Source organism: Frateuria sp. GZRR33 (assembly GCF_051900425.1).
GTDB lineage: Bacteria > Pseudomonadota > Gammaproteobacteria > Xanthomonadales > Rhodanobacteraceae > Frateuria_A.
Window position 1 is genome coordinate 1 of the sequence record NZ_JBHZGK010000007.1, and the last position, 23,257, is coordinate 23,257.

The following is a 23,257-nucleotide window of genomic DNA, read 5'->3' on the forward strand; positions in this document are numbered from 1 at the left end:
TGAACGGCGCGTAGAGCTTGCGCAGCACGGCGGTGGCGCGCTCGCTGGAGCTGCCGATCACGATGCGATCCGGGCGCAGGCAGTCTTCCACCGCGTCGCCTTCCTTGAGGAACTCGGGGTTGGAGACCACGTCGAAGGGGATCACCGCGCCGCGCTCAGCCAGCGCCTGGGCGATGGTCGCGCGCACCTTGTCGGCGGTGCCCACCGGCACGGTCGACTTGTTCACCACCACCGCGTAGCGGTTCAGGTGCTGGCCGATGCTGCGCGCCACTTCGAGCACGTAGCGCAGGTCGGCGCTGCCATCCTCGTCCGGCGGCGTGCCCACGGCGATGAAGATCACGTCGCCGTGGTCGATGCCCTGCGCCGCGTCGGTGGTGAAGTCCAGCCGGCCACTCTCGTGGTTGCGCTTGACCATCGGCGAGAGGCCCGGCTCGTAGATCGGCACCTCGCCGTTCTTGAGCCGCGAGACCTTGCCCGCGTCGACGTCCACGCACAGGACGTGGTTGCCCATCTCCGCGAGACAGGTGCCGGTGACCAGGCCCACGTAGCCGGTGCCGAACAGGGTGACTTTCAGTGTCATGTGTCGTTCCTTATTGCGATAGCGAATGCGTGATCAGGCCTTGGCGCCGGCGTACTCGTAGTACGCGTAGGCGTAGTAGCCCGCGCTGCGCTTCTCGACCGCGTTGAAGATCGCGCCCTTGACCGGCACGCCGTTCTGCTCGAAGCGCTGCTTGGCCAGCGCGATCTCGCGCGCCTGGTTCACGCCGAAGCGCACGACCATCAGGCTGGTGCCCACGTGGTGGCCGATCACCGCCGCATCGGTCACCGCCAGGATCGGCGGGGTGTCGATGATGATCAGGTCGAAGCGCGGCTTGAGCTTCTCCAGCAGCGCGGTGAAGTGCGAATGCATCAGCAGCTCGGACGGATTCGGCGGGACCTTGCCGCGCGCGATGAAGTAGAGGTTGTTCGCCCCCTCCACCGTGCGCACGGCCTCGGATAGGCCGATCTGGCCGGAGATGAGTTCGGACAGGCCCTGCTCCGGGCGACCGCCGACCACGGTGTGCAGCGCGCCCTTGCGCATGTCCGCATCGATCAGCAGCACGCGCTGGCCGGCCTGCGCGATCACCGCCGCGAGGTTCGAACCGACGAAGGTCTTGCCGGCGCCCGGGCCCGGGCTGGAGATCATCAGCAGGTTGTTCTTCGCTTCCAGGCGGGCGAAGTGCAGGCTGGTGCGCAGGCTGCGCAGCGCCTCGACCGCGAGGTCGTCCGGCGCACTTTGCGCCAGCAGGTGCTGGGCGTACGCGCCTCGTCGCACGCGGCCATTGCGATCGGTGATCTCGCGCTCGGCCGCCGACAGCGGCACGCAGGCGTAGACCGGCAGACCGACGTGCTCGATGGCGGCCAGGTCTTCGACGCCGCGGTTGAGCAGCTGGCGGATGAAAATGAAGGCAAGCGCGAGCAGGCCACCCAGCGCCGTGCCGGCCAGCACCAGGATGGTCTTCGGCGGCCACACCGGACGGTTGGTGTTGGTCGCGGCGCGATCGACCACGCGCACGTTGCCGACGGTACCGGCGCGGGCGATGTCGAGCTGCTGGGCCTGGTTGAGCAGGTTGGTGTAGGTCTCGTTGCTGACCTGCACGTCACGGGTCAGGCGCAGCAGTTCCTGCTGTGTATCGGGCAGGTGGCCGACCTGCTTCTCCAGGGCGTTCTTCTTGGCCTGCAACTGCCCGATCTGCGCGGCCAGGGCCTGGTAGGTCGGATGGTTGGAGGTGTACTTGCGCTCGACGTCGGCCATCTGCATGCGCAGGTTCTCGATCTGCGTATCCAGCGCCACCGTCTGGTCGAGCAGGCCCTTGGTCTGCAGGCTGATGTCGACCGAATGCGCGCGCATCTGGAACGCGTTCAGCGCGGCGGTCGCCTTCTCCAGGTCCATCTTGACCTTGGGCAGCTGCTCCTTGACGAACTTCAGGCTGTTGGCCGCTTCGGCGGAGTTGCGCTCCACGTTCTGCTGCACATACAGCGCGCTGATCTGGTCGAGCAACTGCGTCGCCAGCACCGGATCGGTGTTGTCGTAGGTGAGCACGATGATGCCCGAGTCCTTGCCCTGCTCGGTCGCGTTGATGGCGCCCTGCAGGCCGGTGATCGTGCCCAGGTGCGAATGGCGCGCCACGTCGAACACGGTGCCCGGGTTGGCGTGCAGTGCCTGCACCTGCATGGTGATCCCGTTGCCGGTGGCCGACTCGCCCACGCGGCCGGTCAGCAGCACGTTGTCCCCGGCGTCGGTCAGCGTGTAGGTACCGTGCTCGCCGGCGACCAGGTGAAGCTGCTTGTCCAGCAGCGCCGAGGGCACGTCGAGCTGGAAGATGTCCAGTTCGGCGCCGCCCCAGTCGTAGCTGTCCATGCCCATGAACGGTGGCGCCACGTCACCGGGCATCTGTGGCTTGTAGCTGCGCGCCATGTAGTCGCCGATCACCGGGAAGCGCTCGGGCTGGGCGGTGACGTCCAGCTTGAGGTTGTTCACCGCCTGCCCGATGACCGTGCGCGAAGTGATCAACGCGATCTCGGTAGTGGCCTGCGAGGAGCTGGCGCCCAGCGTCTGCGACAGATCGTCCAGGCCCGGCAGGGTGGGGACTTTCTGCTCCACCTGGACGGTGGCAGTGGCCTCGTAGATCGGCGTGGTCAAGGTGGCGTACACCACGCTGATCACGAAGAACACGGCAGTGACGCCGATGATCAACCACTTGTGGTCGAGCAGCGTGCCAAGCAGCGCGTGCAGGTCGATGTCGTCATCGCGACGCGGTGAGGACGGGAAGGTCTGTTTGGTGGTCATAGCCCGATTCCTAGGCTGGAGGATTCACAGGTAGCGCAGCCAACTGCCGACGCCACGTTCGATTGAGGCGTGTACTTGCTCGAACACACTGCGCGAACGTCGAAACGGATCCGGCACGTCGCTGCCCGCGTGCCATTTGTCTAAAAGGAAAACCTTGCCGCTCGCCTCCGGGGCGAGCTTCACCACGGAATTGAGGTGCCGGCGCTCCATCGCCAGGACCAGGTCCGCCTCGCGCAGCATCGAGGGCTCGAGCTGGCGTGCACGGTGTTCGCTGGCATCGATGCCCTCGTCCTCGAGCAGCTCGGCGGCGTGCTGGTCGATCGGCCGTCCCACCAGCGCCCCCAGGCCGGCGCTGCTGACGTGGATGTCGCGCTCGCCCAGTTCGCGGCGGAACAGGAATTCCGCTACCGGGCTGCGGCAAACGTTGCCGACGCAGACCACGAGGATGTTCTTGAACACGCTCCACACTCCCGAGTACCCAAGGCCATGTGGCCCCTGTCGATGCCCCTGCCGGCCGGGTGCGCGATGGACGCCGAACCGGTCGAGAGAGCGGGCAGTCTAAACTCCTGTTCCGTGAAAAAATCATGTTGGACACTCCCTTCATATACGTGAAGAAAATGCGTCCAACGCTGCATCTTTTCTTCACGCGGGCTGGCCCCGGCATAACGCCAACTTGAAGAACCCGCTTTCTCGTGACATTCACGAATGATCGCGTTAGATCGTCGAGCCCGCTTGGCAACCGTTCCAATCCTCGGGGGGCCCAACCCATGCACATGTTGAAGCTCGTGCTTCCGCTTGCCGGTTTGCTCGTGGTCGGCCAGGCCTTGGCCTCCAAGGCTTCGCGCGCCACCCACGGGATCCCGGCATCGGCCGGCCAGCCGTCGGCGAGGGCCGGCGTCCACCCCGTCGCTCCACTGGACCGCATCGGTGGACGAAACGCTCAGGCCCCGTCGGCGGTGCCCGGCGGGGCACTGCCGCCCGGCATCGTCAATAAGCACAGATACACCAACTCGCATTAACCCAAGCCATTAGCCACAACCTGCCATTACGCGAGCGTTCGGACGACCTCCTTCATTAAACCGTCACGATTATCTCCCGCATGGCCCAGCAGAAAGGACGCATTATGAAAACGCTACCCGCAGTAGCCCTCCTTCTCTTCGCCTTCGCGCTGAACGGCTGCGCGATCGTTCCCGGCCAGCGCATGGACGAGGGTGCGCTGCAACGCGAGGACAGCCACATGCAGCTGGTGCAGATCACGCCCGAGCTGGTGGAGAGCAGCGAGGCGCAAGCCAGCACGGTTCCGCAGGAACTGCTGTCCTACCAGCCCGAGGACTACCGCATCGGCGCCGGTGACACGCTGTACATCACCGTGTGGGACCACCCGGAGCTGACCTCGCCCGCGGGCTCGCAGCAGCAGACCGTGGCCAACGGCCGCCTGGTGCGCCCTGACGGCACGCTGTTCTATCCCTACGCCGGCACCATCAAGGCGGCCGGGCTCACCGTCGAGGAACTGCGCCAGGCGCTGACCAAGAAGCTGAGCAGCTTCGTGCGCGAGCCGCAGGTGGACGTCAACGTGGTCGGCTACGGCAGCCATCGGGTCACCCTGGAGGGCGCCTTCCAGCACACCGACGCCCAGGTGCTCAACTCGGTGCCGGTCACGCTGTCCCAGGCGATCGGCGTGGCGGGCATCAACACGCAGGAGGCGGACCTTTCCGGGTTCACGCTGACCCGTGACGGCAAGACCTATCCGATCGACCTGACCGAACTCAACCAGAGCGCCCAGGGTCAGATCTATCTCAAGCCCGGTGACCGGCTGTTCCTGCCGTTCAACGACAACAAGGAGGTCTACGTCGTGGGCGAGGTGATCCGTCCGCAGGCCATCACCTTCAAGACCACCGCGTTGACCCTCACCCAGGCGCTGGGTCGTGCCGGCGGCCTGAGCCCGATCACTTCCTCGGGCAATGCCGTGTACGTGATCCGCGGTTCGGAGAAGCTCACCCAGACGCCCGCGCAGGTGTTCCACCTCAACGCACGCTCGCCGGCGTCCTATGCCCTGGCGGACAACTTCCGCGTGAAGCCGGGCGACGTGGTGTGGGTCGGCGCGGCCGGCATCACCAAGTGGAACCGCTTCCTGAGCCAGTTGCTGCCGCTGTCCGGCCTGATCTACCAGACCGCCGGCTCGGTCGATCGCGTCAACAACCCCTGACGCAAGGTTTGGCTGGCGGGCCAGGGAAGGCCCGCCGGCATGGAACCAGAAGAGGCCCGGCGCAAGCCGGGCTTTTTCTGTTGGCCGCCGCAGGCGAGCCAGGTCGCGGAGAGACTGCGCAAGAACGACTGGCAAGGCAGCGCTTCTGCGGCCATTCCCGCGAGCTCCGGCCGCCCACCCCAACCTCTCCCGGAGGGAGAGGAGCAGCGCGAGGCGAACTTACACAACCTCGCACGCTTGCTGCCTCGCTCTTGTCTTCAGCGGGACTGGCAGGCCATTCCTCCCGTTACTTTTTTTTCGAGGAAAGTGATCCGGGCGCCGGCAGGCGATCGGAAGCCCGCAGCAGGCGAGCCAAGTCGCCGAGCCGCCGCACGAACGACAACCGCAGCCCCTCACTCATGCCGGGAGCATTCCCGCGAGCGCCGGCCGGCCCACCTCTCTCCCCGAGCGGAGAGGCGCTCAATCGTCGGCCAGCCAGACCACCCCGCGCTCCACCCTCACCGGCACCGCGCGCAACGACTGCCCGCGGCACGGCCCGCCCACGCAGAAGCCGTCCCCGGTCCGGAAGCTCGCTCCGTGCACGGCACAGATCAGCGTGCCGCGGCTGATCAGGAACTGGCCCGGCGCCCAGTCCAGCCGGCGCCCGGCGTGCGGGCAGACGTTGACCCAGGCGCGCGCCTCCTCGCCGTCGCGCAGCACGATCAGGTTCTCCGGCCCGTCGGGCAGCACCGCGTCGACGGCCGCGGCAGTGCCGTCGGGAATGTGATCGAGGCGGCAAAGCGCCCCTGTGGGTAGGTCCATCGGCACTTGCCTCGGGGGCGTGAAAGCCCCATCGTTGCGCACGTAAGTCGTTGATTTTACCACACGGATTTTTAACATGCGCCTGTTCCAGCTGCCGTCTTCCCGTCCCCGCCACCCGCTCGCGCGCGCCCTGTCGCTGGTCGTGGGGGTCGCCGTGCTGGGCGTGATGCTGGTGTTCGGCCTGGTCGTCGCTGGCGTCCTGCTGGTCGGCGGCGGGCTGTGGCTGGCGCTGCGCCAGTGGAACCGCGCGCGTGCCGTCGGCCGTTCGGCGCCCGCCCCCGGTTCGCGTCCGCAGGTGCTCGAAGGCGATTTCGTGGTGTTGCACGAGGGTCGCCCGGTCGCGCGTTGACGTGCAAGAAGCGGATGGCCGCCCCGCGGCCGTCCCGCCAGACTGGCGTCATCTGGAAACCGGAACGCCGCCATGTCCGCCATCGAACCGCTTGAACAGGCCCGCCGGCTGCTCGACGAGGCCGATACCGCGCTCAGCCTGGACGCCCTGGCCAGTGCGGTCGCGCTGAGCCCGACCTACCTGCAGCGCGCCTTCCGCCGGCGCTTCGGCATGAGTCCGGCCGAGTACCACCGCTCACGGCGCTTCGGCCAGTTCAAGGCGGCCCTGCGCGAGGGCTCGGCCGTGACCGATGCGGTCTACGAGGCCGGCTTCGGCTCCGGCAGCCGCGTCTACGAACACAGCAACCGCCTGCTCGGCATGACCCCGGCCAGTTACCGCGCTGGCGGCGCCGGGGCCAGCATTCGCTACACCACCACCGGCACGCCGCTGGGCCGGCTACTGGTGGCTACCACCACGCGCGGCATCTGCGCGGTCAACCTGGGCGATGACGACGCGACGCTTGAGCGCGGCCTTGCCGACGAATTCCCCCACGCCACGCGCGAGCGCGTCGATGCCGGACGCGAGGAATGGCTGGACGCGGTGATCGCGCGCATCGCCAGCGAACTGGGCTGGAGCGACGCCGCCGCGCCCGCCATGCCGCCGCTGGACATCGCGGCGACCGCGTTCCAGTGGCGCGTGTGGGAGGCGCTCACCCGCATCCCCGCCGGCCAGACGCGCAGCTACCGCGCGCTCGCCACGGAGTTGGGCGATCCCAACGCCGCCCGCGCGATCGGCAACGCCTGCGGCAACAACCGCCTGGCGCTGATCGTGCCCTGCCACCGCGTGGTGCGCGAGGACGGCTCGCTGGGCGGCTGGCGCTGGGGCGTGGAACGCAAGCGCGAACTGCTGGCGCGCGAGCGCAGCCGGGGCGCCGCACCGGAGCGCCGCCGCGTGTCTTGACCCTCGCTCAAGGCTGGTTTGAGAACTGCGCGCTACCGCGCCGGTAGCGCTCCCGCTATCGTGCGCGCTTCGGGCAACACCCACCCAACGACGCCGGCCTTGCCGGCTGCCGGCGCTTGCCCTCGTCCCCAACGGATCTGCCGATGCCCATGCACAAGCCCGCCGGCCACAACGCGGTCTCGCCCTACCTGCTGGTGGCTGACGCGCACGCCATGCTGGCCTTCCTGCAGGCGACCTTCGGTGCGCAGGAGCTTTATCGCAAGGCGCGCGAGGACGGCTCGGTCATGCACGCCGAAGTGCGTATCGACGATTCGGTGGTGATGCTCGGCGAGCGCCCCGACGGACGCCAACCCGTACGCTGCTCCACCCACGTCTACGTGCCGGACGTGGACGCCTGCCATGCCGCAGGCCTGGCCGCCGGCGCGGACAGCGTGTCCCCGCCAACCGACCAGCCCTACGGCGACCGCACCGCCGGACTGCGCGACCCCGAAGGCCATCTGTGGTGGATCGGCACCCACCTGGCCCGCTGATTCCCCTCCCTACGCACGGCCCCGCCCATGTCCGCCATCGAAGACACCTCCGCCGCTCCCGCCCGCACGCTGGAGGAGCCACGCCTGCTGATCCCGCTCGGCCTGCTCGCGCTGTACGTGGTCTGGGGCTCGACCTACCTGGGCATCCGCTACGCGCTGGAGAGCTACCCGCCCTTCCTGCTCGCCGGCGTGCGCTTCCTCGGCGCCGGCCTGGCGATGTACGGCTTCCTGCGCCTGCGCGGCGTGCGCCCGCCGACGCGGCGGCAATGGCGCAATGCAGCGGTGACCGGCGTGCTGCTGCTGCTCGGTGGCAACGGCCTGGTGTGCTACGCCGAACAGAGCGTGAGTTCGGGCATCGCCGCGGTGGCGGTGGCGAGCATGCCGTTGTTCGCTGCCGTGTTCTCCGGCATGTACGGCCAGTGGCCGAGCCGCCGCGAGACGGTCGGCCTGCTGATCGGCTTCGCCGGCGTGGTCGTGCTGAACCTGGGCAGCGGGCTTTCGGGTTCGCGGCTGGGCGCACTCGCGCTGATCGTGGCGGCGATGAGCTGGGCCTTCGGCTCGGCCTGGAGCAAACGCCAGGACATGCCGCCCGGTCCGATGAACACCGCCGCGCAGATGCTCTGCGCCAGCGTCGCGCTGCTGCTGGTCGGCTTAGGCACCGGCGAACACCTGCCGGCCCATCCCACCGTGCGCGCCACGGCGGCCCTGGTGTACCTGGCGCTGTTCGGTTCGATCATCGCCTTCAGCGCGTATCTCTACGTACTCAAGCACGCGCGTCCGGCGCTGGCGACCAGCTACGCCTACGTCAACCCGCCGGTGGCGGTGCTGTTCGGCGTGCTGCTGGCCGGCGAGCACGTGGGGCCGTACGACCTGGGCGGAATGGCGATCATCCTGGTGGGCGTTGGCGTGATCACGCTGGCGAAGAAGCCCACACGCTAGGCGAAGCCCATGTAGGAGCGCCCTTGGGCGCGACCGGGATGCCATGCGGTCGCGCCCAAGGGCGCTCCTACAGGGGATTCCTCCGTGCCACCATGCCGGCTGGCGAAGGCAACGGAGCACGGCATGGACTCCTCGCAGCAAGGTCTGCTCGCAGGCGCGGCGTTGCGCAGTGCGGCCTGGTCGGAACGCTGGTTTCCCGACGCCTGGGTGTTCGCCGCACTCGGCCTGGTACTGGCTGCGCTGCTCGCGCTGGGTTTCGGCGCCACGCCCGCGACGACCGTGCAGGCCTTCGGCGACGGCTTCTGGAGCCTGATCCCGTTCACCATGCAGATGGCGTTCGTGGTGATCGGCGGTTACGTGGTGGCGAGCGCGCCGATCGTGGCGCGGCTGATCGATGCGCTGGCGCGCGTGCCGAAAAGCGGCCGCGGCGCCGTGTGCTACGTGGCGCTGGTCAGCATGCTCGCCTCGCTGCTGTCGTGGGGTTTCTCGCTGGTCTTCGGCGGGCTGCTGGTGCGCGCGCTGGCGCGCCGCGACGACCTGGCGATGGACTACCGCGCCGCCGGCGCCGCGGCCTACCTTGGACTGGGCGCGGTGTGGGCGATGGGTCTTTCCTCGTCCGCCGCGCAGCTGCAGGCCAACCCCGCCAGCATGCCGCCGGGATTGCTGGCGATCACCGGGGTCTTGCCGTTCACCCAGACGATCTTCCTGTGGCAGTCGCTGCTGCTCACCGCGGTGCTGATCGCCGTGTCGCTGCTGGTGTGCTGGTTCACCACGCCGACCGGCGAAGGTGTGCGCAGCGCCCGCGATTGCGGCGTGGCCGATGCGGACGCGCTGCCCGTGCTGCCGCCACGCACGCGGCCGGGCGAATGGCTCGAGTACAGCCCGCTGCTCTCGCTGCTGGTCGGCGTGCTGGGGCTGGGCTGGCTGCTGCGGCGCTTCGCCAGCCTGCCGGCGGCCGTGGCGATCGCCGACCTGAACACCTACAACCTGCTGTTCCTCACCGTTGGCCTGCTGCTGCACTGGCGCCCGCGCAGCTTTCTGGATGCGGTGGCGCGCGCGGTGCCCAGTACCGCCGGCGTGCTGATCCAGTTCCCGCTCTACGGCGGCATCGCCGCCCTGCTCACCCACGCGCCCGGCGCCGACGGCGCCACGCTGGCACACCGCCTGGCCAGCGTGTTCGTGCGCGTGGCGAGCACCGACAGCTTTCCGCTGGTGATGGGCAGCTACTCGGCGGTGCTGGGCTTCTTCGTGCCCTCGGGGGGCGGCAAGTGGCTGGTCGAGGCGCCCTACGTGATGCAGGCGGCCCGCGACCTGCACGTGCACCTGGGCTGGGCGGTGCAGGTCTACAACGCCGCCGAGGCGCTGCCCAACCTGGTCAACCCGTTCTGGATGCTGCCGCTGCTGGGCGTACTCGGGCTGAAGGCGCGCGACGTGGTCGGTTTCACCTTCATCCAGCTGCTGGTGCATGTGCCGCTGGTGCTGGGCCTGCTGTGGGCGCTGGGACTGACGCTGGCCTACGTTCCGCCGCTGATGCCCGGGTGACGGCAGGCATGCAGGGTGGCCACCATCCACCCGTTCGCGAGAGGGGATGGTGGGCTGAAGCCCACCCTACGTTTTTGGGCTCAGGACTCGCGCAGGGCCGTAGTCACCGGCAGCCGTGCCGCGCGCACGGCCGGGAACAGGCCACCGATGAAGCCGATCGCCAGCGCCCATTTGATCCCCGTCCAGAGCAGGGCCGGCGTCACGTGCAACTGGAAGCTCATCTGCGCGGTGGTACCCGCGGCGAGCGTCGAGGCGGCGAAGCCGTTGAACGCCAGCCACGCCAGCAACCCGCCGAGCACGCCGCCGACCAGCGCAAGCAGCATGGTTTCGAGCATCACCGCGACCACCACCGGCGTGCCGCGGAACCCGATCGCGCGCAGCGTGGCGATCTCGCGGGCGCGGCCGGCGACCGCGGCGAACATGGTGTTGAGCGCGCCGAACACCGCGCCGATCGCCATGATCACGCCCACCACGATGCCGATGATCCTGATCGCCTGGCTGGTCTGCTCGGACTGCTTGCTGAAGTAGTCGAGGGTGGTCTCCACGTCCACCTGCAGGCGCGGGTCGCCCTTGAACGCAGCCTTGAATCCGTCGAAGGCGTTGGCGCCGGTCAGCCGGGCGAACACCGAGGTGCGGCTGCTGCCGCGCCGGTACGCCGAAGCGACCACGTCGGCATCGCTCCACAATTCCGAATCGGTGGCGTTGCCGGAGGCGAAGATGCCGGTCACCGTCCACATCTGGCTGCCCAGCTTGATCTGGCTTCCCGGCGCCAGCCCCGCGAACTGGCGCTGCGCGCCCTTGCCGGCCACCAGCTCGCGCAGGCCCGGCTTGAACGTGCGCCCGGCGATGATCTTCACCTCGGGGCGCACTGCCCAGGCCTGGTCGCCCACGCCGCGCAACTGCACGCTGCCCTCGTCGCCGCTGCCGTCGCTGAGCGGCAGGTTGGCCGCGACCACCAGCTCGGGCGAGGCGATCGGCTTGCCGGCCTTGTCGCGCGCAATGCCCGGCGCCTCGGCGATGGCGACGATGGCATCGTGTTCGAGTACCGAGGAGACTTCCGAGGCCGAACCACCGCGCATCACGATGGCGGTATCGGCGCTGCCGCTGTTGCTGAGCGCCTCGCTGTAGCCCACGCCCATCGCCAGCAGCGACACCAGCACCGCCACCACGCCGGCGATGCCGACCACCACCACCGAGGACGAGCCGATGCGCTGGGGCAGCGTGCTCACGCCCACGCTGGTGGCCGAACCGGCCTGCCGGCCGGCGCGGGTCAGTTGCATCCACAGGAGGAACAGCACCGCCAGCGCCAGCAACACGGGCCAGGGCAGCGCGGCCCAGGCCACGATGCTCGCCACCACCACGAGGGCGAGCAGGATTCCACGCAGAAACGATTTCATGGGTTTCTCCTTAGCGCCCGGCCAGTGCATCGACGATGTTCAGGCGCATCGCACGCATCGCGGGCAGCACGCCGACCAGCAGGCCGATCGCCAGCATCAGCGCGACGCCGATCGCCCAACTGCTCGCCGGCACCGGCGGCATGCTGACCATCCCGCCGCTGCCGGCGCTGAGCACCGGACCGAGCAGCGCGGCCAGGCCCAGGCCCAGCACGCCGCCCAGCAGCACCAGCGCCACCGACTCGGCCAGCACCAGGCCCAGCACGCTCGTACTGGAGAAGCCGATCGTCTTGAGCACGGCCAGTTCCGAGGTGCGCTCGCGTACCGCCTGCGCCATCGTGTTGCCGGTCAGCAGCAGCAGGGTGAAGAACACCGCGCCCATGATCGAGATGACGATGAAGCCGACGTCGGCCATCTGCTTGATGTACTGCGCGAACGCGGCCTGCTCGGTCATCGTCCGGGTTTCGTGGTCCGAGTTGGCCGACAGCGCGTCGATCGCGTTGGCCACGCGGTCCGACTGGCTGGCGTCGTTCACGCGGGTGACGTACCAGCCCACCCGGCCACGGTTGTACGGGTTGGACTCGTCGAAGTACTTCCAGTGCATCAGGATGCCGCCCTGGAGCATCTGCTTGTCGTCCGGCTTGGCCGAGTGCATCACGCCGACGATGTCGAAGCTCCAGTTCTTGCTGCCGTCGCGATTGGGAAAGATGTTCGACTGCAACGGCAGCTTGTCGCCGACCTTCCAGTGGTACTTCTTCGCCAGCAGGTCACCGACCAGCACGCCGGTGCGGGTCTGTTCAAAGGCCTTGCGTTCGGCCGGCGAAACCGCGACCTCCGGGTACATGTCCACGTAGTTGTCGCTCACCGCGAAGGTGAAGATCTGGTTGTGCGGGTCCTGGTAGGCGCCGCCGAACCAGTTGGCGTAGGCCACCATCTTCACGCCCGGCACTTGCTCCATGCGCGCCTGCAGCGACTGCGGCAGGGTCTCGATGAAGGAAAGCTTCGAGCCGGTCTGCAGGCGCTCGGCGCCGGCGGCGCTCTTGCCCGCGTTGGCGAAGCTGGTGCGCACGCCGTCGAGCATGCCGAACAGCAGGAACGCCGCCAGGATCGATACCAGCGTGAGGATCGTGCGCGTCTTGCGCCGCCACAGCGCGGCCCAGATCAGGTGCAGGTATTTCATGCGAGCCTCCTCAGGCCAACGCCTGCTCGACCAGCGTGCCCTTGTCCAGGTGCAGCGTGTGGTTGGCGTACTCGGCGGCCTTGGGGTCGTGGGTGACCATCACGATGGTCTTGCCGTGCTCGCGGTTGAGCGTGCGCAGCAGGCCCAGCACGTCCTCGGCGGACTGGCGGTCGAGGTCGCCGGTCGGCTCGTCGCACACCAGCAAGGTGGGATCGGACACGATCGCGCGGGCGATTGCCACGCGCTGCTGCTGGCCACCGGACAGCTCGCTGGGCTTGTGCGAGGCACGCTCGGCCAGGCCCACCAGCTGCAGCGCGATCGAGGCGCGCTGGCGCCGCTCGGCCGAGGACAGCCTGGTCAGCAGCAGCGGCAGCTCGACGTTGCGCTGCGCCGAGAGCATCGGCATCAGGTTGTAGAACTGGAACACGAAGCCGACGTTGGCCGCACGCCACTTGGCAAGCGCACCGGCGCCTAGCTGGTCGATGCGCTGGCCGCCGACGCTGATGACGCCGGCGGAGGGCGTATCCAGCCCGCCGATCAGGTTCAGCAAGGTCGTCTTGCCCGAGCCCGAGGGGCCCATCAGGGCGAGGAAGTCGCCCTCGGCGATGTCCAGGTCGATGTGGTGAAGCACTTCGACCTTCTGCTTGCCGCGCGTGTAGACCTTGGCCAGGTCGCGGGTTTCGATCAGGTTGCCCATGGGCTTTCTCCGGTCAGCCGTAATGGTTTGCTCGAGCCTTCGCGCGCGTCCGCCAGCGGGCGCCCGCCACTGCATTCGACGTTCAGGACTGCTTGTTCTCGACACGTACCGCCGTGCCGTCGCGCAGTTCGGCCGGCGGCGACACCACCACCGTCTCGCCGGGCTGCACGCCTTCGGACACCAGGCGCTGGTCGCCGCGTGCCTGTGATTGCACGGGCCGCTGCTGCACGCGCTCGCCCTGCACCACGAACACCACCTCGTGCCCGTCGCGCTGCGCGATCGCCGCCGCGGGCACCAGCACGCCGCGTGGCGCCTGCGCGGTGGCCTTGGGCCGCGCTTCCAGGAACGACACCCGTACGCCCATGTCCGGCACGATGCGCTGGTCCTTGTTCTCCAGCGCCACGCGCACCTTCACCGTCGCCTTGCCGCGGTCGGCGGCGGGGACGATGGCGATCACGTGCGCCGGGATGCGCCAGTCCGGGTAGGCGTCCAGCACCGCCTCGGCGGGCATGTGCGGCTTGACGCGGCCGATGTAGGCCTCGTTGACGTCGACATCGACCTCGAGGGAATCCATATCGACGATCGTGCCCACGCCGGTGCGGGTGAAGCCGCCGCCGGCCGACAGCGGCGAGATGATCTCGCCGACCTGCGCGGCCTTGTCGGTGACCACGCCGTCGAACGGCGCGCGCACCACGGTGTAGTCGAAGTCCACCTGGGCCACCTGCGCCTGCGCCTGCGCGGCCTCGGCCTGGCGGCGCTGCGCGTCGAGCTGGGCGGCGAGCGCGTCGACCTGGGTGTGCGCCTGCTCGGCCGCCTGCTTCGCCACGAGACCGCGGCCGACCAGCGCGTCCTGCCGGGCCGCATCGTGCCGGGCCTGGATCAGCTGTACCTGGAGCTGGCCCACCTGCGCCTGCGCCGCGCGGGCGCCGGCCTGGGCGGCGTCGAGGTTGGCGCGGTAGGCGCTGTCCTCCAGCCGCGCCAGCACCTGGCCCTTGGTGACGTGGTCGCCTTCCTCGATCAGCACGTCGGTGAGCGTGCCGGTGATCTGCGCCGAGACGGTCGCCTGGCGCCGTGCAGTGACGTAACCGGTGGCCTGCAGCACCGCCCCTGCCTCGGCGCCGCCGGGCGCCGCGGCCGTGACCGTCTGCACCGCCAGCGGCCGGTTGGCGAGCATCCACCAGCCACCGATGCCCACCGCCAGCAGCACCAGCGCCGCCGCGCCGGCGATCCACGGCCAGCGCACGGGCGCGGTGCTCACCGCTTCACGGTGGCCGCGGTCGATCTTCAGCTGCCTGAGCAGTTCCCCGTTGTCCATGCCTTGGTTTTCCATCGTCCCCTGCGCGAAGACGAAAGATGCGGCAAACCGGCGCCGGGCGGCAGGTTGCGCCATCAGCCATCGGCAATGACAGGTGTCACGCGGGCCCGGGACTGGCCTGAAGGCGCCCGGCCGTGGCGCGTGCCTTGGCGTCCGGGCGACGGTGCGGTCTGCTAGGCTCGCGCGATGCGCTACGCCATCCCCCTGCCCGCCGTCCCCAGCCTGCCGGTGCTCGGCAGCGACGACCGCTTCCCGGTACGCCGGATCTTCTGCATCGGCCGCAACTTCGCCGACCACGCGCGCGAGATGGGCGCCACGGTCGACCGCGAACAGCCGATGTTCTTCTGCAAACCGGCCGATGCGGTGGTCACCGACGGTGCCGACGTGCCCTATCCCAGCGCCACCGCCGAACTGCACCACGAGGTGGAGATGGTGGTGGCGCTGGCCGGCGGCGGGCGCGACCTCACGCCCGATCTGGCCCAGACGCTGGTGTTCGGCTACGGCGTGGGGTTGGACCTCACCCGGCGTGACCTGCAGGCGCAGGCCAAGGCCAAGGGCCACCCCTGGGACGTGGCCAAGGCGTTCGACCATTCCGCGCCGGTCTCGGCGCTGCGTCCGGCCGAACACGGCCGGCCTGGCCCGCAGACACGGCTGAGCCTGGAAGTGAACGACGTGCTGCGCCAGCAGGCCACGCTTGCGGACATGATCCACGACGTACCGGCGATCATCGCGGCGTTGTCCAGGCTGTTCGAGCTCAAGCCGGGCGACCTGCTGTTCACCGGCACGCCGGCCGGTGTCGCGGCGCTCCACCGCGGCGACCGTTTTCATGCCGAACTTGAAGGCATCGCCGTGCTGGACGGAAGGATCGCCTGATCACCGACGGGCCAGGAGCCCGTACACCACAACCGCAACCGCAACCGGAGGCACTGGGATGGGCATGCTGCAGGAATTCAAGACATTCGCCATGCGTGGCAACGTCGTTGACTTGGCCGTGGGCGTGGTGATCGGCGGCGCGTTCGGCAAGATCGTCACGTCGCTGGTCAACGATGTGATCATGCCGCCGATCGGACTGGTCACCGGGGGCGTCGACTTCTCGCGCCTCAAGTGGGTATTGAAGCCGGCCGACCCCGCCAGCAAGACCGCCGAAGTGGCGATCAACTACGGCGCCTTCGTCAATACGATCATCACCTTCCTGATCATTGCCTTTGCGGTGTTCCTGCTGGTCAAGGCGATCAATCGCCTCAGCCACAAGCAGCAACAGGCCGATGAGGCGGCCAAGCCGGTCGAGCCGCCGGCGGACGTGGCGCTGCTGACCGAAATTCGCGACCTGCTGAAGGAACGGCGATAGATCGCAAACGGGCCGGGACACGGGCAAGGGTGGCTGCACGCAGTCGCGACACCATCCGTTGCCCGGCCCCCTGACTTCTGGCCTACGCCTTACCCGGGCGAGCCCCCAATAATGGGTTGTTCATCCCCAGCGGAGTTCACCCGATGCGCCGTTTTTCCCTCACCTTGCTCGCCGCCAGCCTGCTGCTGGCCAGTGGCGTGGCCAGTGCCGCCGATACCTCCATCCCGGCCGCGGCCGTGAAGACGGCCATACAGCTGCGCGACAAGGCGATGCACGACGACACCGCGTATCGCATCGCCGAATCGCTCACCACCGAGGTCGGCCAGCGGCTGGCCGGCAGCCCGGCGGACAAGCGCGGCGTGGACTGGGCGATCGCCAAGTTCAGGGAGCTGGGCTTCGACAAGGTCTACACCGAGCCGGTCACCTATCCGAAGTGGGTGCGCCACAGCGAGAGCGGCGCGATCGTCTCGCCCTTTCCGCAGTCGCTGGTGCTGACCGCGCTGGGCTATTCGCCGGGCACGCCCAAGGGCGGCCTCACCGCTCAGGTGGTGAAGTTCGACAGCCTCGACGCGCTCAAGGCGGCCGATCCGTCCGCCATCAGGGGCAAGATCGTCTATATCGGCTTCCGCATGCAGCGGCACAAGGACGGCCATGACTACGGCATGGGCTCGGCAATCCGCACGCAGGGCCCGGTGATCGCCCAGGCCAAGGGCGCGGCAGGCTTCCTGCTGCGCTCGGCCGGCACCGATCCGCAGAGCCGCACGCCGCACGCCGGCGTCACCGGCTTCCGCGACCCGGCCAGGAAGATTCCGGCCGCCGCGCTGTCCAACCCCGATGCCGACCAGCTCGAGCGCGTGCTCGCCTACGGCAAGCCGGTCACGGTGAAGCTGGATCTCGACTGCGGCATCGAGGGCGAATACACCGGCGCCAACGTGATCGGCGAGATCACCGGCGCGAAGTATCCCGACCAGGTCGTCGCCATCGGCGGCCACCTCGATTCCTGGGACCTGGGTACCGGCGCGATCGACGACGCCGCGGGCGTGGCCATCGCCATGGGTGCCGCCAAGCTGATCCACGATCTGCCGCAGCGGCCGGACCGCACCATCCGCGTGATCGCCTTCGCCAACGAGGAAATGGGCTTGTGGGGCGGCCGTGCGTACGCGGAGAAACACGCGGGCGAGGTGCGCAAATTCCAGCTCGGCACCGAGTCGGATTTCGGCTCGGGCCGAGTGTGGCGCATGAGCGCGAGCGTCAAGCCCGAGGCGCGCGGTGCCATCGAGCAGATCGCCAAGGTGCTCGCGCCGATCGGCGTGGCCTATGACGCCAAGCGCCCTGGCGGCGGCGGCTCGGACCTGTCGCAGATGCACGGCAAGGGCATGGCCGCGCTGTCGCTGACCCAGGACGGCACCTATTACTTCGACTGGCACCACACCGCCAACGACACCTTCGACAAGATCGACCCGAAGGACCTGGCGCAGAACGTGGCCGTATACGCAGCGTTCTCGTACATGGCCGCCCAGGCCGACGGCGACTTCGGCTCCGCCCCCGGCGCCTTCGCCGACGACGGCGCGGGCGACTGACCATCCGCGTGGCAGCGCACAGGGCGGGCTTGGGCCCACCCTGTGCGGCCTGCCGCTAACGGGTGTAGTAGGCCCCGCTTTCCACCAGCACCTTCGGTACGCAGAAGGTCCGGGGCAGCACCGCGATCGCGACCGGTACCGCGACGGTCTTCTCCACGCCACCGGCAGCGGTGCAGTCGCTGCCTTCGGGCAAACGGTAGTGGATGATCCGCACGGTGTACTGCGGACAGACGTCCGCACACGGAAACTCGGCCACCACGGAAACCCCGTGGTTGCGGCCGAGTTCGGCGGTTGTTCCCATCATCGCCCGCTTGTCGAAGGGCTTGGCCGCATAGGCGGCCAACGCGGCATCGTCGAGCATGCCCGGTTCGCTCGCGCGCGTCGCGCAACCGGCGCCGGCAAGGGCGAAGAGGATCATCAGCGAGGCGATGGCGATACGAGGCATGAGAGAAATCTCCTGATCGGTCTTCCACCCTAGCCCAACAGCACCCCGCGTGCTTGGATGCCGGTCGGCAGAGACTGCACAGCCTCAGGCGGCTGACGCGGGGTCGCCGGTCCTGCAGGATCGCTTCAATCCGGCAGCGGCGCGGGCTTGCGCGCGAAGCGCTGCTGCAGGCGGTCCAGGTAAAGGTAGATCACCGGGGTCAGGTACAGCGTCAGCACCTGCGAGACGACCAGGCCACCGACCACCGCCAGCCCCAGCGGGCGGCGCACGTCGGCGCCGGCGCCGACGCCGACGGCGATCGGTAGCGTGCCGGCGAAGGCGGCCATGGTGGTCATCATGATCGGCCGGAAGCGTACGCGGCAGGCGTCGAAGATGGCTTGTGAGGGCGCCATGCCTTCCTCGCGCTGCCGCTCCAGCGCGAAATCGATCAGCATGATCGCGTTCTTCTTGACGATGCCGATCAGCATCACGATGCCGACGAACGCGAACAGGTCCAGCGATGCGCCGAACAGCACCAGCGTGAGCAGCGCGCCGACCGCCGCCGCCGGGAGGCCGGAAAGGATCGTCAGCGGATGGATGAAACTCTCGTACAGGATGCCCAGCACCAGGTAGATCACGAACACCGCGAGCAACAGCAACAGGCCCATGCCCTGCATCGAATCGGCGAAGGCCTGCGCGGTGCCCTGGATCGAACCGCTGATGGTGGCCGGCAGGCCGATTTTTCCCATGGACGCTTCGATGGCGCCGACCGCCTCGCTCAGGCTCACGCCGGGCGCCAGGTTGAACGACACGGTCACCGCCGGCAGCTGGCCCTGGTGGTTGACGGTGAGCACCTGCGGCTTGCGCGCGAAGCTGGCCACCGTATCCAGTGGCACCGCCTTGCCGGTGTCGGAGGTGACGTACAGGCGCGAGAGCACGGCCGGGTCGTCCTGCAGCGCGCGCTTGACCTGCAGGATCACCCAGTACTGGCTGGCCGCGCCGTAGATGGTGGAGACCTGGTTCTCGCCGAAGGCGGCGCCGAGCGCGTCCTGCACCTGCGCCATGGTGAGACCGAGCGGGGCGAGCTTGTCGCGATTGACCCGGACCACGATCGAGGGGCTGTTGAGGTCCAGGTCGTTGGTGACGTCCTGGAACCCCGGTAGCGCGGCGAAGGCGTGGGTGACCTTGGCCGACCAGTCGTACAGGGCATCGATGTCGATCGACTGCAGCGTGTACTGGTACTCGGATTTGCTCTGCCGGCCACCCACGCGGATGGCCGGCGGGTTCTGGATGTAGGTGCGGATGCCCGGCACTTCGGCGAACTTGCGGCGCAGCTCTTCCATCACGCCGTCGACGTCGAGCGCACGCTGGCTGGCCGGCTTGAGCAGCAGCAGGATCGAGCCGTTGTTGACGGTGGCGCGCGAGCCGCCCGCGCCGACGCTGGACATGTAGCCGGCGAGGTTCGGATCCTTCGCCACGATGTCGGCCAGTTCCCGCTGGCGCGCGACCATGGCGTCGTAGGAGATGTCCTCCGGCCCTTCGGTGTTGACGCGCAGCTGGCCGCTGTCGCCGGCGGGGATGAAATCCTTCGGCGCGACCACGAACAGCAGCGCGGTGACGACGAGGCTCGCCACGAAGGCGGCCAGCACCAGCCGCGGGCGGTCCATGCACCAGCGCAGGCTGCCCAGGTAGCGCCGGTGGACGGCGTTGAAGCCCCGGTCGAAGCCGCCGACCAGCCAGTTCCTGGCCTCATGGTCGTGCGCCCGGACGAAGCGGCTGCACAGCATCGGCGTCAACGTGATTGCCACCACGCCGGAGATCAGGATCGCCACGCTGATCACCACCGCGAACTCGTGGAACAGCCGCCCCACGATGCCGCCCATGAACATGACCGGGATGAACACCGCGATCAGCGAAAGCGTCATCGAGAAGATGGTGAAGCCGATCTCGCCAGCGCCCCTGACCGCGGCGTCGTAGGGCGCCTCGCCGGCCTCGATGTGGCGCACGATGTTTTCCAGCATCACGATCGCATCGTCGACCACGAAGCCGACCGCGAGCGTGAGCGCCAGCAGCGAGAGGTTGTCCAGGCTGTAGCCGAGCGCATACATGACTCCGAACGTGCCGATCACCGAGATCGGCAGCGCCACCGCGGGAATCAGCGTGGCCGACAGGTTGCCCAGGAACAGGTAGATCACCAGCACGACCAGCACGCCGGCGAGCACCAGGGTGAACTGCACGTCGTCGACCGAGGCGCGGATCGACTGCGAGCGGTCGTACAGCACCTGCAGTTTCACCGAGGGCGGCAGGCCAGCTTCGAAACCTGGCAACACCTTCTTGATGCGGTCGACCGTCTCGACCGTGTTGGCGCCGGGCTGGCGCTGGATCGCGAGCACGATGGCACGCTCGCCGTTGAACCAGCTCGCCTTCTGGTCGTCCTGCACGCTGTCGCGCGCCTCGCCTACATCGCCCACGCGCACCGGCGCGCCGTTGCGGTAGGCCACCACCACGTCGTTGTAGGCGGCCGCGCGTTCGAGCTGGCCGTCGCTTCGGATCGGCAGCTGCTGGCGCTGCCCGTAGAGGGATCCCGTGGCCCTGTTGACGTTGGCATTGGCCACCGCCGCCTGCACCTGGTCGATGCCGATCCCGCTGGCGGCGAGCCTGTCGGGATCCAGGCTGATGCGCACGGCGTACTTCTGCGAGCCGTACACGTTCACCTGCGCCACGCCGTCGACCATCGAAAGCTGCTGCGCAAGCTCGGTCTCGGCGTACTCGTCCACCTGGGTGAGCGGCAGCGTGGAGGAGCTCATTGCCAGGTACAGGATCGCCGCGTCGGCGGGGTTGACCTTGCGGAACGTCGGCGGCGTGGTCATCTCCCTGGGCAGCTGGCGCTGGGCCGAGGAGATCGCCGCCTGCACGTCCTGCGCAGCGGCATCGATGTTGCGGTCCAGCTCGAAAGTCAGCGTGATCGAGGTCGACCCCAGCGCGCTGGTCGAGCTCATCGATTCGATGCCGGCGATGGTCGAGAGCTTGCCTTCCAGCGGCGTGGCGACCGCCGAGGCCATCGTCTCCGGCGAGGCGCCGGGCAGGCTGGCGCTGATGCTGATGGTCGGGAAGTCGACGTTCGGCAGCTCGTTCACCGGCAGCCGCGGGTAGGCCACGATGCCGAACACCAGCAGCGCGGCCATCAGCAGCGTGGTCATCACCGGGCGGCGGATGCAGAGCTGGGGGATGTTCATGGGGTAATCAAATCAGTGGCGACACACAGCTCCCTCTCCCCTGCGGGGAGAGGGGTGGGGTGAGGGGAGGCTCTTGCGATAGCGGTTGTTGGTTCGCAGGGGTATGGCTTTTTGAATCGGGACAGCCGCCACATCCCCGCGAGCCCCGGCCCCTCACCCCGGCTCTCTCCCCCATCCTTCATGAAACACGGGGGAGAGGGAGCGACGTGGCTACGAGGCCACACGGACTTTCGTCCCGTCGACCAGCAGCATCTGCCCTTCGGTCACCACCCGCTCGCCGGCCTTCAGCCCGGTGGCGATGACCTGCTGCCCGCCCGCCGCCGGCCCGGTGGTGACGTAGCGTTGCGCGACGGTATCGTCCGGCCCGACCACGAAGACGAAGCGGCCGCGCGAGGAACTCTGCAGCGCAGTCACCGGCACCGACACCGCATTGCGGATACGCGTGGTGGGCAGCCTGACCTGCGCGAACTGCCCCGGCGTCAGGCGCATGTCGGGGTTCTCGAAGCGCGCCTTGAGCAGGATGGTGCCGGTGGTGTTGTCCACGGCGTTGTCGATGAACTGCAGCGTGCCAGCGAGCGAAGTCGACTGGCCGGGTACGGTCGCGTGCACGGTGACCGGCCCACGCGCCAGCGCCTCACGCACGGCGCCAAGGCTCGCCTCCGGCAGGCTGAACGCGACCCGGATCGGCTGCACCTGGTTGAGCACCACGATGTCGGTGGTCTGCGCGCTGACCTGCGCGCCGGGCCAGACCAGCGGCGCGCCGGTGACGCCGTCGAACGGCGCGACGATCCTGGCGAAGTCGAGGTTGGCCTGGGCCAGTTCCTGCGCGGCGCGGTCGCCCTGCAGCGTGGCCTGCGCCACGGCGAGGTTGGCCTGATAGGTGTCGAAATCGGCCTTGGATACGTAGCCCTTGCCCAGCATGTCGGCGTAGCGCTTTCGGTCGGCCTGGGCCTTCTTAAGTTGCGCCTGGTCACGTGCGACCAGACCGCGCGCCTGGTCCAGCTGTGCCTGCAGCAGGCGGGTGTCGAGCCTGGCCAGCAGCTGGCCCCTCTTCACCCGGCTGCCCGGCTGGAAGGCGAGCGATTCGAGCTGGCCGGAAACCTGCGAACGCACGGTCACGCTGGACCACGCCTCGGCGCGGCCGACCAGCGTCAGCGAAAGGTCCAGGTCGCCCTGCCGGGCCACCGCCACCTGGACCGGTACGGCACGGGCCGCCGGTTTCGCATCGGCTGGCGCGGCCGAATCCGCTCGCCAGGCGACACGCACGCCGGCGGCGACGAGCACGAGGACGGCCAGGAGGAGCAGGATTTTTTTCGGGGACATGCGAGCGTTCGATTCGGGCCCCGTGCGGTCAGCGCGCGGGCAGGTCGTTACCTTCGGGCGAACCTGCCACAACGCGGCAGCCGGCCAGGGGTTTACCTGTCGCAGCCATTTTCGGCGAACCCGGCAGCCAGTCCCCCTGCCATAGGGCCTAGTCGGCGCCGTTTTCGCCCTGATCCAGCGATTGCAGGTTGTCCTTGATCCGGCCAATCACCGCCAACGCCTGGCTGAGCTCCTCGGCGCTGATGCCGGCGGTGGCGTCCTTGCGAAGCCCGCGGCCGATGTCCTGCATGTCGTCGATCACCGCGCGCGCACGCGGCGTCAGGTGCAATCGCCAGGCGCGCCGGTCCTTCGGATCGGGATGCCGCTCGACGAAGCCTGCTGCCTGCAGGCGGTCGATCACGCGGCCTACCGCAATGGGTTCCATTTCGAGCAGTTCGGCAAGCTCGGTCTGGCGCAGGTTTTCCTCGCGGTGATGCAGCATCTTGATCGCCCGCCACTGCGCGCGGGTCAGCCCGAAGCGCACAGCACGCCGATCGAAATGCTTGCGGAACAGCAAGGTGACGTCGCTGAGCAGGTAACCGAACGGAATGTCTTCCGGTTTCATCTTGTTATGCATCTCCCGTC

Annotated in this window: 21 protein-coding genes; 9 read left to right on the forward strand and 12 right to left on the reverse strand. The window is 68.7% G+C overall.

All coding sequences use genetic code 11. From position 1 onward, the window contains the following. From ACFWZU_RS10365 to ACFWZU_RS10375, 3 genes are all read right to left on the reverse strand, one after another. A partial coding sequence (locus ACFWZU_RS10365; RefSeq protein ID WP_439701633.1) for a nucleotide sugar dehydrogenase occupies positions 1 to 574 on the reverse strand: 574 nt, incomplete at its 3' end. A gap of 39 nt (positions 575 to 613) precedes the next feature. Further along, positions 614 to 2,830 carry a polysaccharide biosynthesis tyrosine autokinase gene (locus tag ACFWZU_RS10370; protein WP_439701439.1) on the reverse strand — a complete coding sequence of 739 codons (2,217 nt, stop codon included), beginning with the start codon at positions 2,828 to 2,830 and terminating at the stop codon, positions 614 to 616. Positions 2,831 to 2,854: 24 nt separating this feature from the next. After that, complete coding sequence (locus ACFWZU_RS10375) at positions 2,855 to 3,289, reverse strand: low molecular weight protein-tyrosine-phosphatase (protein ID WP_439701440.1); 435 nt, start codon at positions 3,287 to 3,289, stop codon at positions 2,855 to 2,857. A gap of 664 nt (positions 3,290 to 3,953) precedes the next feature. Here ACFWZU_RS10375 and ACFWZU_RS10380 point away from each other — a divergent pair. After that, positions 3,954 to 5,036, forward strand: coding sequence for a polysaccharide biosynthesis/export family protein (locus tag ACFWZU_RS10380; protein ID WP_439701441.1), 1,083 nt, complete (start codon positions 3,954 to 3,956; stop codon positions 5,034 to 5,036). 459 nt (positions 5,037 to 5,495) lie between these two features. On the opposite strand, the gene ACFWZU_RS10385 is transcribed toward ACFWZU_RS10380, so the two are convergent. Beyond that, entirely contained in the window at positions 5,496 to 5,837 is a 342-nt protein-coding gene (locus ACFWZU_RS10385) for a Rieske (2Fe-2S) protein (RefSeq protein ID WP_439701442.1), read from the reverse strand. A 76-nt stretch (positions 5,838 to 5,913) separates the two neighbouring features. Here ACFWZU_RS10385 and ACFWZU_RS10390 point away from each other — a divergent pair, with 76 nt between their 5' ends. The 5 genes from ACFWZU_RS10390 to ACFWZU_RS10410 all read left to right on the forward strand — a co-directional run bounded on the left by ACFWZU_RS10390 (position 5,914) and on the right by ACFWZU_RS10410 (position 10,136). Next, positions 5,914 to 6,186 (forward strand): hypothetical protein, encoded by a 273-nt coding sequence (locus tag ACFWZU_RS10390; RefSeq protein ID WP_439701443.1) that lies wholly within the window; start codon positions 5,914 to 5,916, stop codon positions 6,184 to 6,186. A gap of 72 nt (positions 6,187 to 6,258) precedes the next feature. Then, the gene (locus tag ACFWZU_RS10395; RefSeq protein ID WP_439701444.1) at positions 6,259 to 7,125 is read left to right on the forward strand and encodes a methylated-DNA--[protein]-cysteine S-methyltransferase; all 867 of its coding nucleotides are present in this window, start codon (positions 6,259 to 6,261) and stop codon (positions 7,123 to 7,125) included. 143 nt (positions 7,126 to 7,268) lie between these two features. Beyond that, a complete protein-coding gene (locus ACFWZU_RS10400; protein ID WP_439701445.1) occupies positions 7,269 to 7,655 on the forward strand; it encodes a VOC family protein in 387 nt (128 codons plus the stop codon). A 27-nt stretch (positions 7,656 to 7,682) separates the two neighbouring features. Beyond that, on the forward strand, positions 7,683 to 8,594 hold the full coding sequence (yedA, locus tag ACFWZU_RS10405; RefSeq protein ID WP_439701446.1) for a drug/metabolite exporter YedA: 912 nt from the start codon (positions 7,683 to 7,685) through the stop codon (positions 8,592 to 8,594). A 123-nt stretch (positions 8,595 to 8,717) separates the two neighbouring features. Beyond that, the gene (locus tag ACFWZU_RS10410; RefSeq protein ID WP_439701447.1) at positions 8,718 to 10,136 is read left to right on the forward strand and encodes a short-chain fatty acid transporter; all 1,419 of its coding nucleotides are present in this window, start codon (positions 8,718 to 8,720) and stop codon (positions 10,134 to 10,136) included. Positions 10,137 to 10,216: 80 nt separating this feature from the next. Here the strand turns inward: ACFWZU_RS10410 and ACFWZU_RS10415 are convergent, their stop codons facing one another. The 4 genes from ACFWZU_RS10415 to ACFWZU_RS10430 form a co-directional block, all read right to left on the reverse strand. Beyond that, positions 10,217 to 11,533, reverse strand: a complete 1,317-nt coding sequence (locus ACFWZU_RS10415) for an ABC transporter permease (RefSeq protein WP_439701448.1) — start codon at positions 11,531 to 11,533, stop codon at positions 10,217 to 10,219. A gap of 10 nt (positions 11,534 to 11,543) precedes the next feature. Then, positions 11,544 to 12,710: an ABC transporter permease gene (locus ACFWZU_RS10420; RefSeq protein ID WP_439701449.1), complete on the reverse strand. Its 1,167-nt coding sequence runs from the start codon at positions 12,708 to 12,710 to the stop codon at positions 11,544 to 11,546. Positions 12,711 to 12,720: 10 nt separating this feature from the next. Then, positions 12,721 to 13,407 carry an ABC transporter ATP-binding protein gene (locus ACFWZU_RS10425; RefSeq protein ID WP_439701450.1) on the reverse strand — a complete coding sequence of 229 codons (687 nt, stop codon included), beginning with the start codon at positions 13,405 to 13,407 and terminating at the stop codon, positions 12,721 to 12,723. Positions 13,408 to 13,489: 82 nt separating this feature from the next. Further along, entirely contained in the window at positions 13,490 to 14,722 is a 1,233-nt protein-coding gene (locus ACFWZU_RS10430; protein ID WP_439701634.1) for an efflux RND transporter periplasmic adaptor subunit, read from the reverse strand. A gap of 186 nt (positions 14,723 to 14,908) precedes the next feature. On the opposite strand from ACFWZU_RS10430, the gene ACFWZU_RS10435 reads away from it, so the two are divergent. The 3 genes from ACFWZU_RS10435 to ACFWZU_RS10445 all read left to right on the forward strand — a co-directional run bounded on the left by ACFWZU_RS10435 (position 14,909) and on the right by ACFWZU_RS10445 (position 17,650). Beyond that, entirely contained in the window at positions 14,909 to 15,595 is a 687-nt protein-coding gene (locus ACFWZU_RS10435; RefSeq protein ID WP_439701451.1) for a fumarylacetoacetate hydrolase family protein, read from the forward strand. A 58-nt stretch (positions 15,596 to 15,653) separates the two neighbouring features. Beyond that, the gene (gene mscL, locus ACFWZU_RS10440; RefSeq protein ID WP_439701452.1) at positions 15,654 to 16,070 is read left to right on the forward strand and encodes a large-conductance mechanosensitive channel protein MscL; all 417 of its coding nucleotides are present in this window, start codon (positions 15,654 to 15,656) and stop codon (positions 16,068 to 16,070) included. Between the two features lie 143 nt (positions 16,071 to 16,213). After that, positions 16,214 to 17,650 (forward strand): M20/M25/M40 family metallo-hydrolase, encoded by a 1,437-nt coding sequence (locus ACFWZU_RS10445; protein ID WP_439701453.1) that lies wholly within the window; start codon positions 16,214 to 16,216, stop codon positions 17,648 to 17,650. A 55-nt stretch (positions 17,651 to 17,705) separates the two neighbouring features. Here the strand turns inward: ACFWZU_RS10445 and ACFWZU_RS10450 are convergent, their stop codons facing one another. From ACFWZU_RS10450 to ACFWZU_RS10465, 4 genes are all read right to left on the reverse strand, one after another. Next, positions 17,706 to 18,095, reverse strand: a complete 390-nt coding sequence (locus ACFWZU_RS10450) for a hypothetical protein (protein ID WP_439701454.1) — start codon at positions 18,093 to 18,095, stop codon at positions 17,706 to 17,708. A 125-nt stretch (positions 18,096 to 18,220) separates the two neighbouring features. After that, complete coding sequence (locus ACFWZU_RS10455; protein WP_439701455.1) at positions 18,221 to 21,310, reverse strand: efflux RND transporter permease subunit; 3,090 nt, start codon at positions 21,308 to 21,310, stop codon at positions 18,221 to 18,223. A gap of 210 nt (positions 21,311 to 21,520) precedes the next feature. Further along, positions 21,521 to 22,633 (reverse strand): efflux RND transporter periplasmic adaptor subunit, encoded by a 1,113-nt coding sequence (locus ACFWZU_RS10460; protein WP_439701456.1) that lies wholly within the window; start codon positions 22,631 to 22,633, stop codon positions 21,521 to 21,523. Positions 22,634 to 22,781: 148 nt separating this feature from the next. Next, positions 22,782 to 23,237 (reverse strand): MarR family winged helix-turn-helix transcriptional regulator, encoded by a 456-nt coding sequence (locus tag ACFWZU_RS10465; protein WP_439701457.1) that lies wholly within the window; start codon positions 23,235 to 23,237, stop codon positions 22,782 to 22,784. Positions 23,238 to 23,257: the final 20 nt, after the last annotated feature.

Excerpts from the sequence above, each read along its gene's own strand:
- ACFWZU_RS10370 (WP_439701439.1), bottom strand. The coding sequence starts at position 2,830 with ATGACCACCAAACAGACCTTCCCGTCCTCACCGCGTCGCGATGACGAC.
- ACFWZU_RS10380 (WP_439701441.1), top strand. The coding sequence starts at position 3,954 with ATGAAAACGCTACCCGCAGTAGCCCTCCTTCTCTTCGCCTTCGCGCTG.
- ACFWZU_RS10385 (WP_439701442.1), bottom strand. The coding sequence starts at position 5,837 with ATGGACCTACCCACAGGGGCGCTTTGCCGCCTCGATCACATTCCCGAC.
- ACFWZU_RS10390 (WP_439701443.1), top strand. The coding sequence starts at position 5,914 with ATGCGCCTGTTCCAGCTGCCGTCTTCCCGTCCCCGCCACCCGCTCGCG.
- ACFWZU_RS10395 (WP_439701444.1), top strand. The coding sequence starts at position 6,259 with ATGTCCGCCATCGAACCGCTTGAACAGGCCCGCCGGCTGCTCGACGAG.
- ACFWZU_RS10400 (WP_439701445.1), top strand. The coding sequence starts at position 7,269 with ATGCCCATGCACAAGCCCGCCGGCCACAACGCGGTCTCGCCCTACCTG.
- yedA (WP_439701446.1), top strand. The coding sequence starts at position 7,683 with ATGTCCGCCATCGAAGACACCTCCGCCGCTCCCGCCCGCACGCTGGAG.
- ACFWZU_RS10410 (WP_439701447.1), top strand. The coding sequence starts at position 8,718 with ATGGACTCCTCGCAGCAAGGTCTGCTCGCAGGCGCGGCGTTGCGCAGT.
- ACFWZU_RS10415 (WP_439701448.1), bottom strand. The coding sequence starts at position 11,533 with ATGAAATCGTTTCTGCGTGGAATCCTGCTCGCCCTCGTGGTGGTGGCG.
- ACFWZU_RS10420 (WP_439701449.1), bottom strand. The coding sequence starts at position 12,710 with ATGAAATACCTGCACCTGATCTGGGCCGCGCTGTGGCGGCGCAAGACG.
- ACFWZU_RS10425 (WP_439701450.1), bottom strand. The coding sequence starts at position 13,407 with ATGGGCAACCTGATCGAAACCCGCGACCTGGCCAAGGTCTACACGCGC.
- ACFWZU_RS10430 (WP_439701634.1), bottom strand. The coding sequence starts at position 14,722 with ATGGACAACGGGGAACTGCTCAGGCAGCTGAAGATCGACCGCGGCCAC.
- ACFWZU_RS10435 (WP_439701451.1), top strand. The coding sequence starts at position 14,909 with ATGCGCTACGCCATCCCCCTGCCCGCCGTCCCCAGCCTGCCGGTGCTC.
- mscL (WP_439701452.1), top strand. The coding sequence starts at position 15,654 with ATGGGCATGCTGCAGGAATTCAAGACATTCGCCATGCGTGGCAACGTC.
- ACFWZU_RS10445 (WP_439701453.1), top strand. The coding sequence starts at position 16,214 with ATGCGCCGTTTTTCCCTCACCTTGCTCGCCGCCAGCCTGCTGCTGGCC.
- ACFWZU_RS10450 (WP_439701454.1), bottom strand. The coding sequence starts at position 18,095 with ATGCCTCGTATCGCCATCGCCTCGCTGATGATCCTCTTCGCCCTTGCC.
- ACFWZU_RS10455 (WP_439701455.1), bottom strand. The coding sequence starts at position 21,310 with ATGAACATCCCCCAGCTCTGCATCCGCCGCCCGGTGATGACCACGCTG.
- ACFWZU_RS10460 (WP_439701456.1), bottom strand. The coding sequence starts at position 22,633 with ATGTCCCCGAAAAAAATCCTGCTCCTCCTGGCCGTCCTCGTGCTCGTC.
- ACFWZU_RS10465 (WP_439701457.1), bottom strand. The coding sequence starts at position 23,237 with ATGAAACCGGAAGACATTCCGTTCGGTTACCTGCTCAGCGACGTCACC.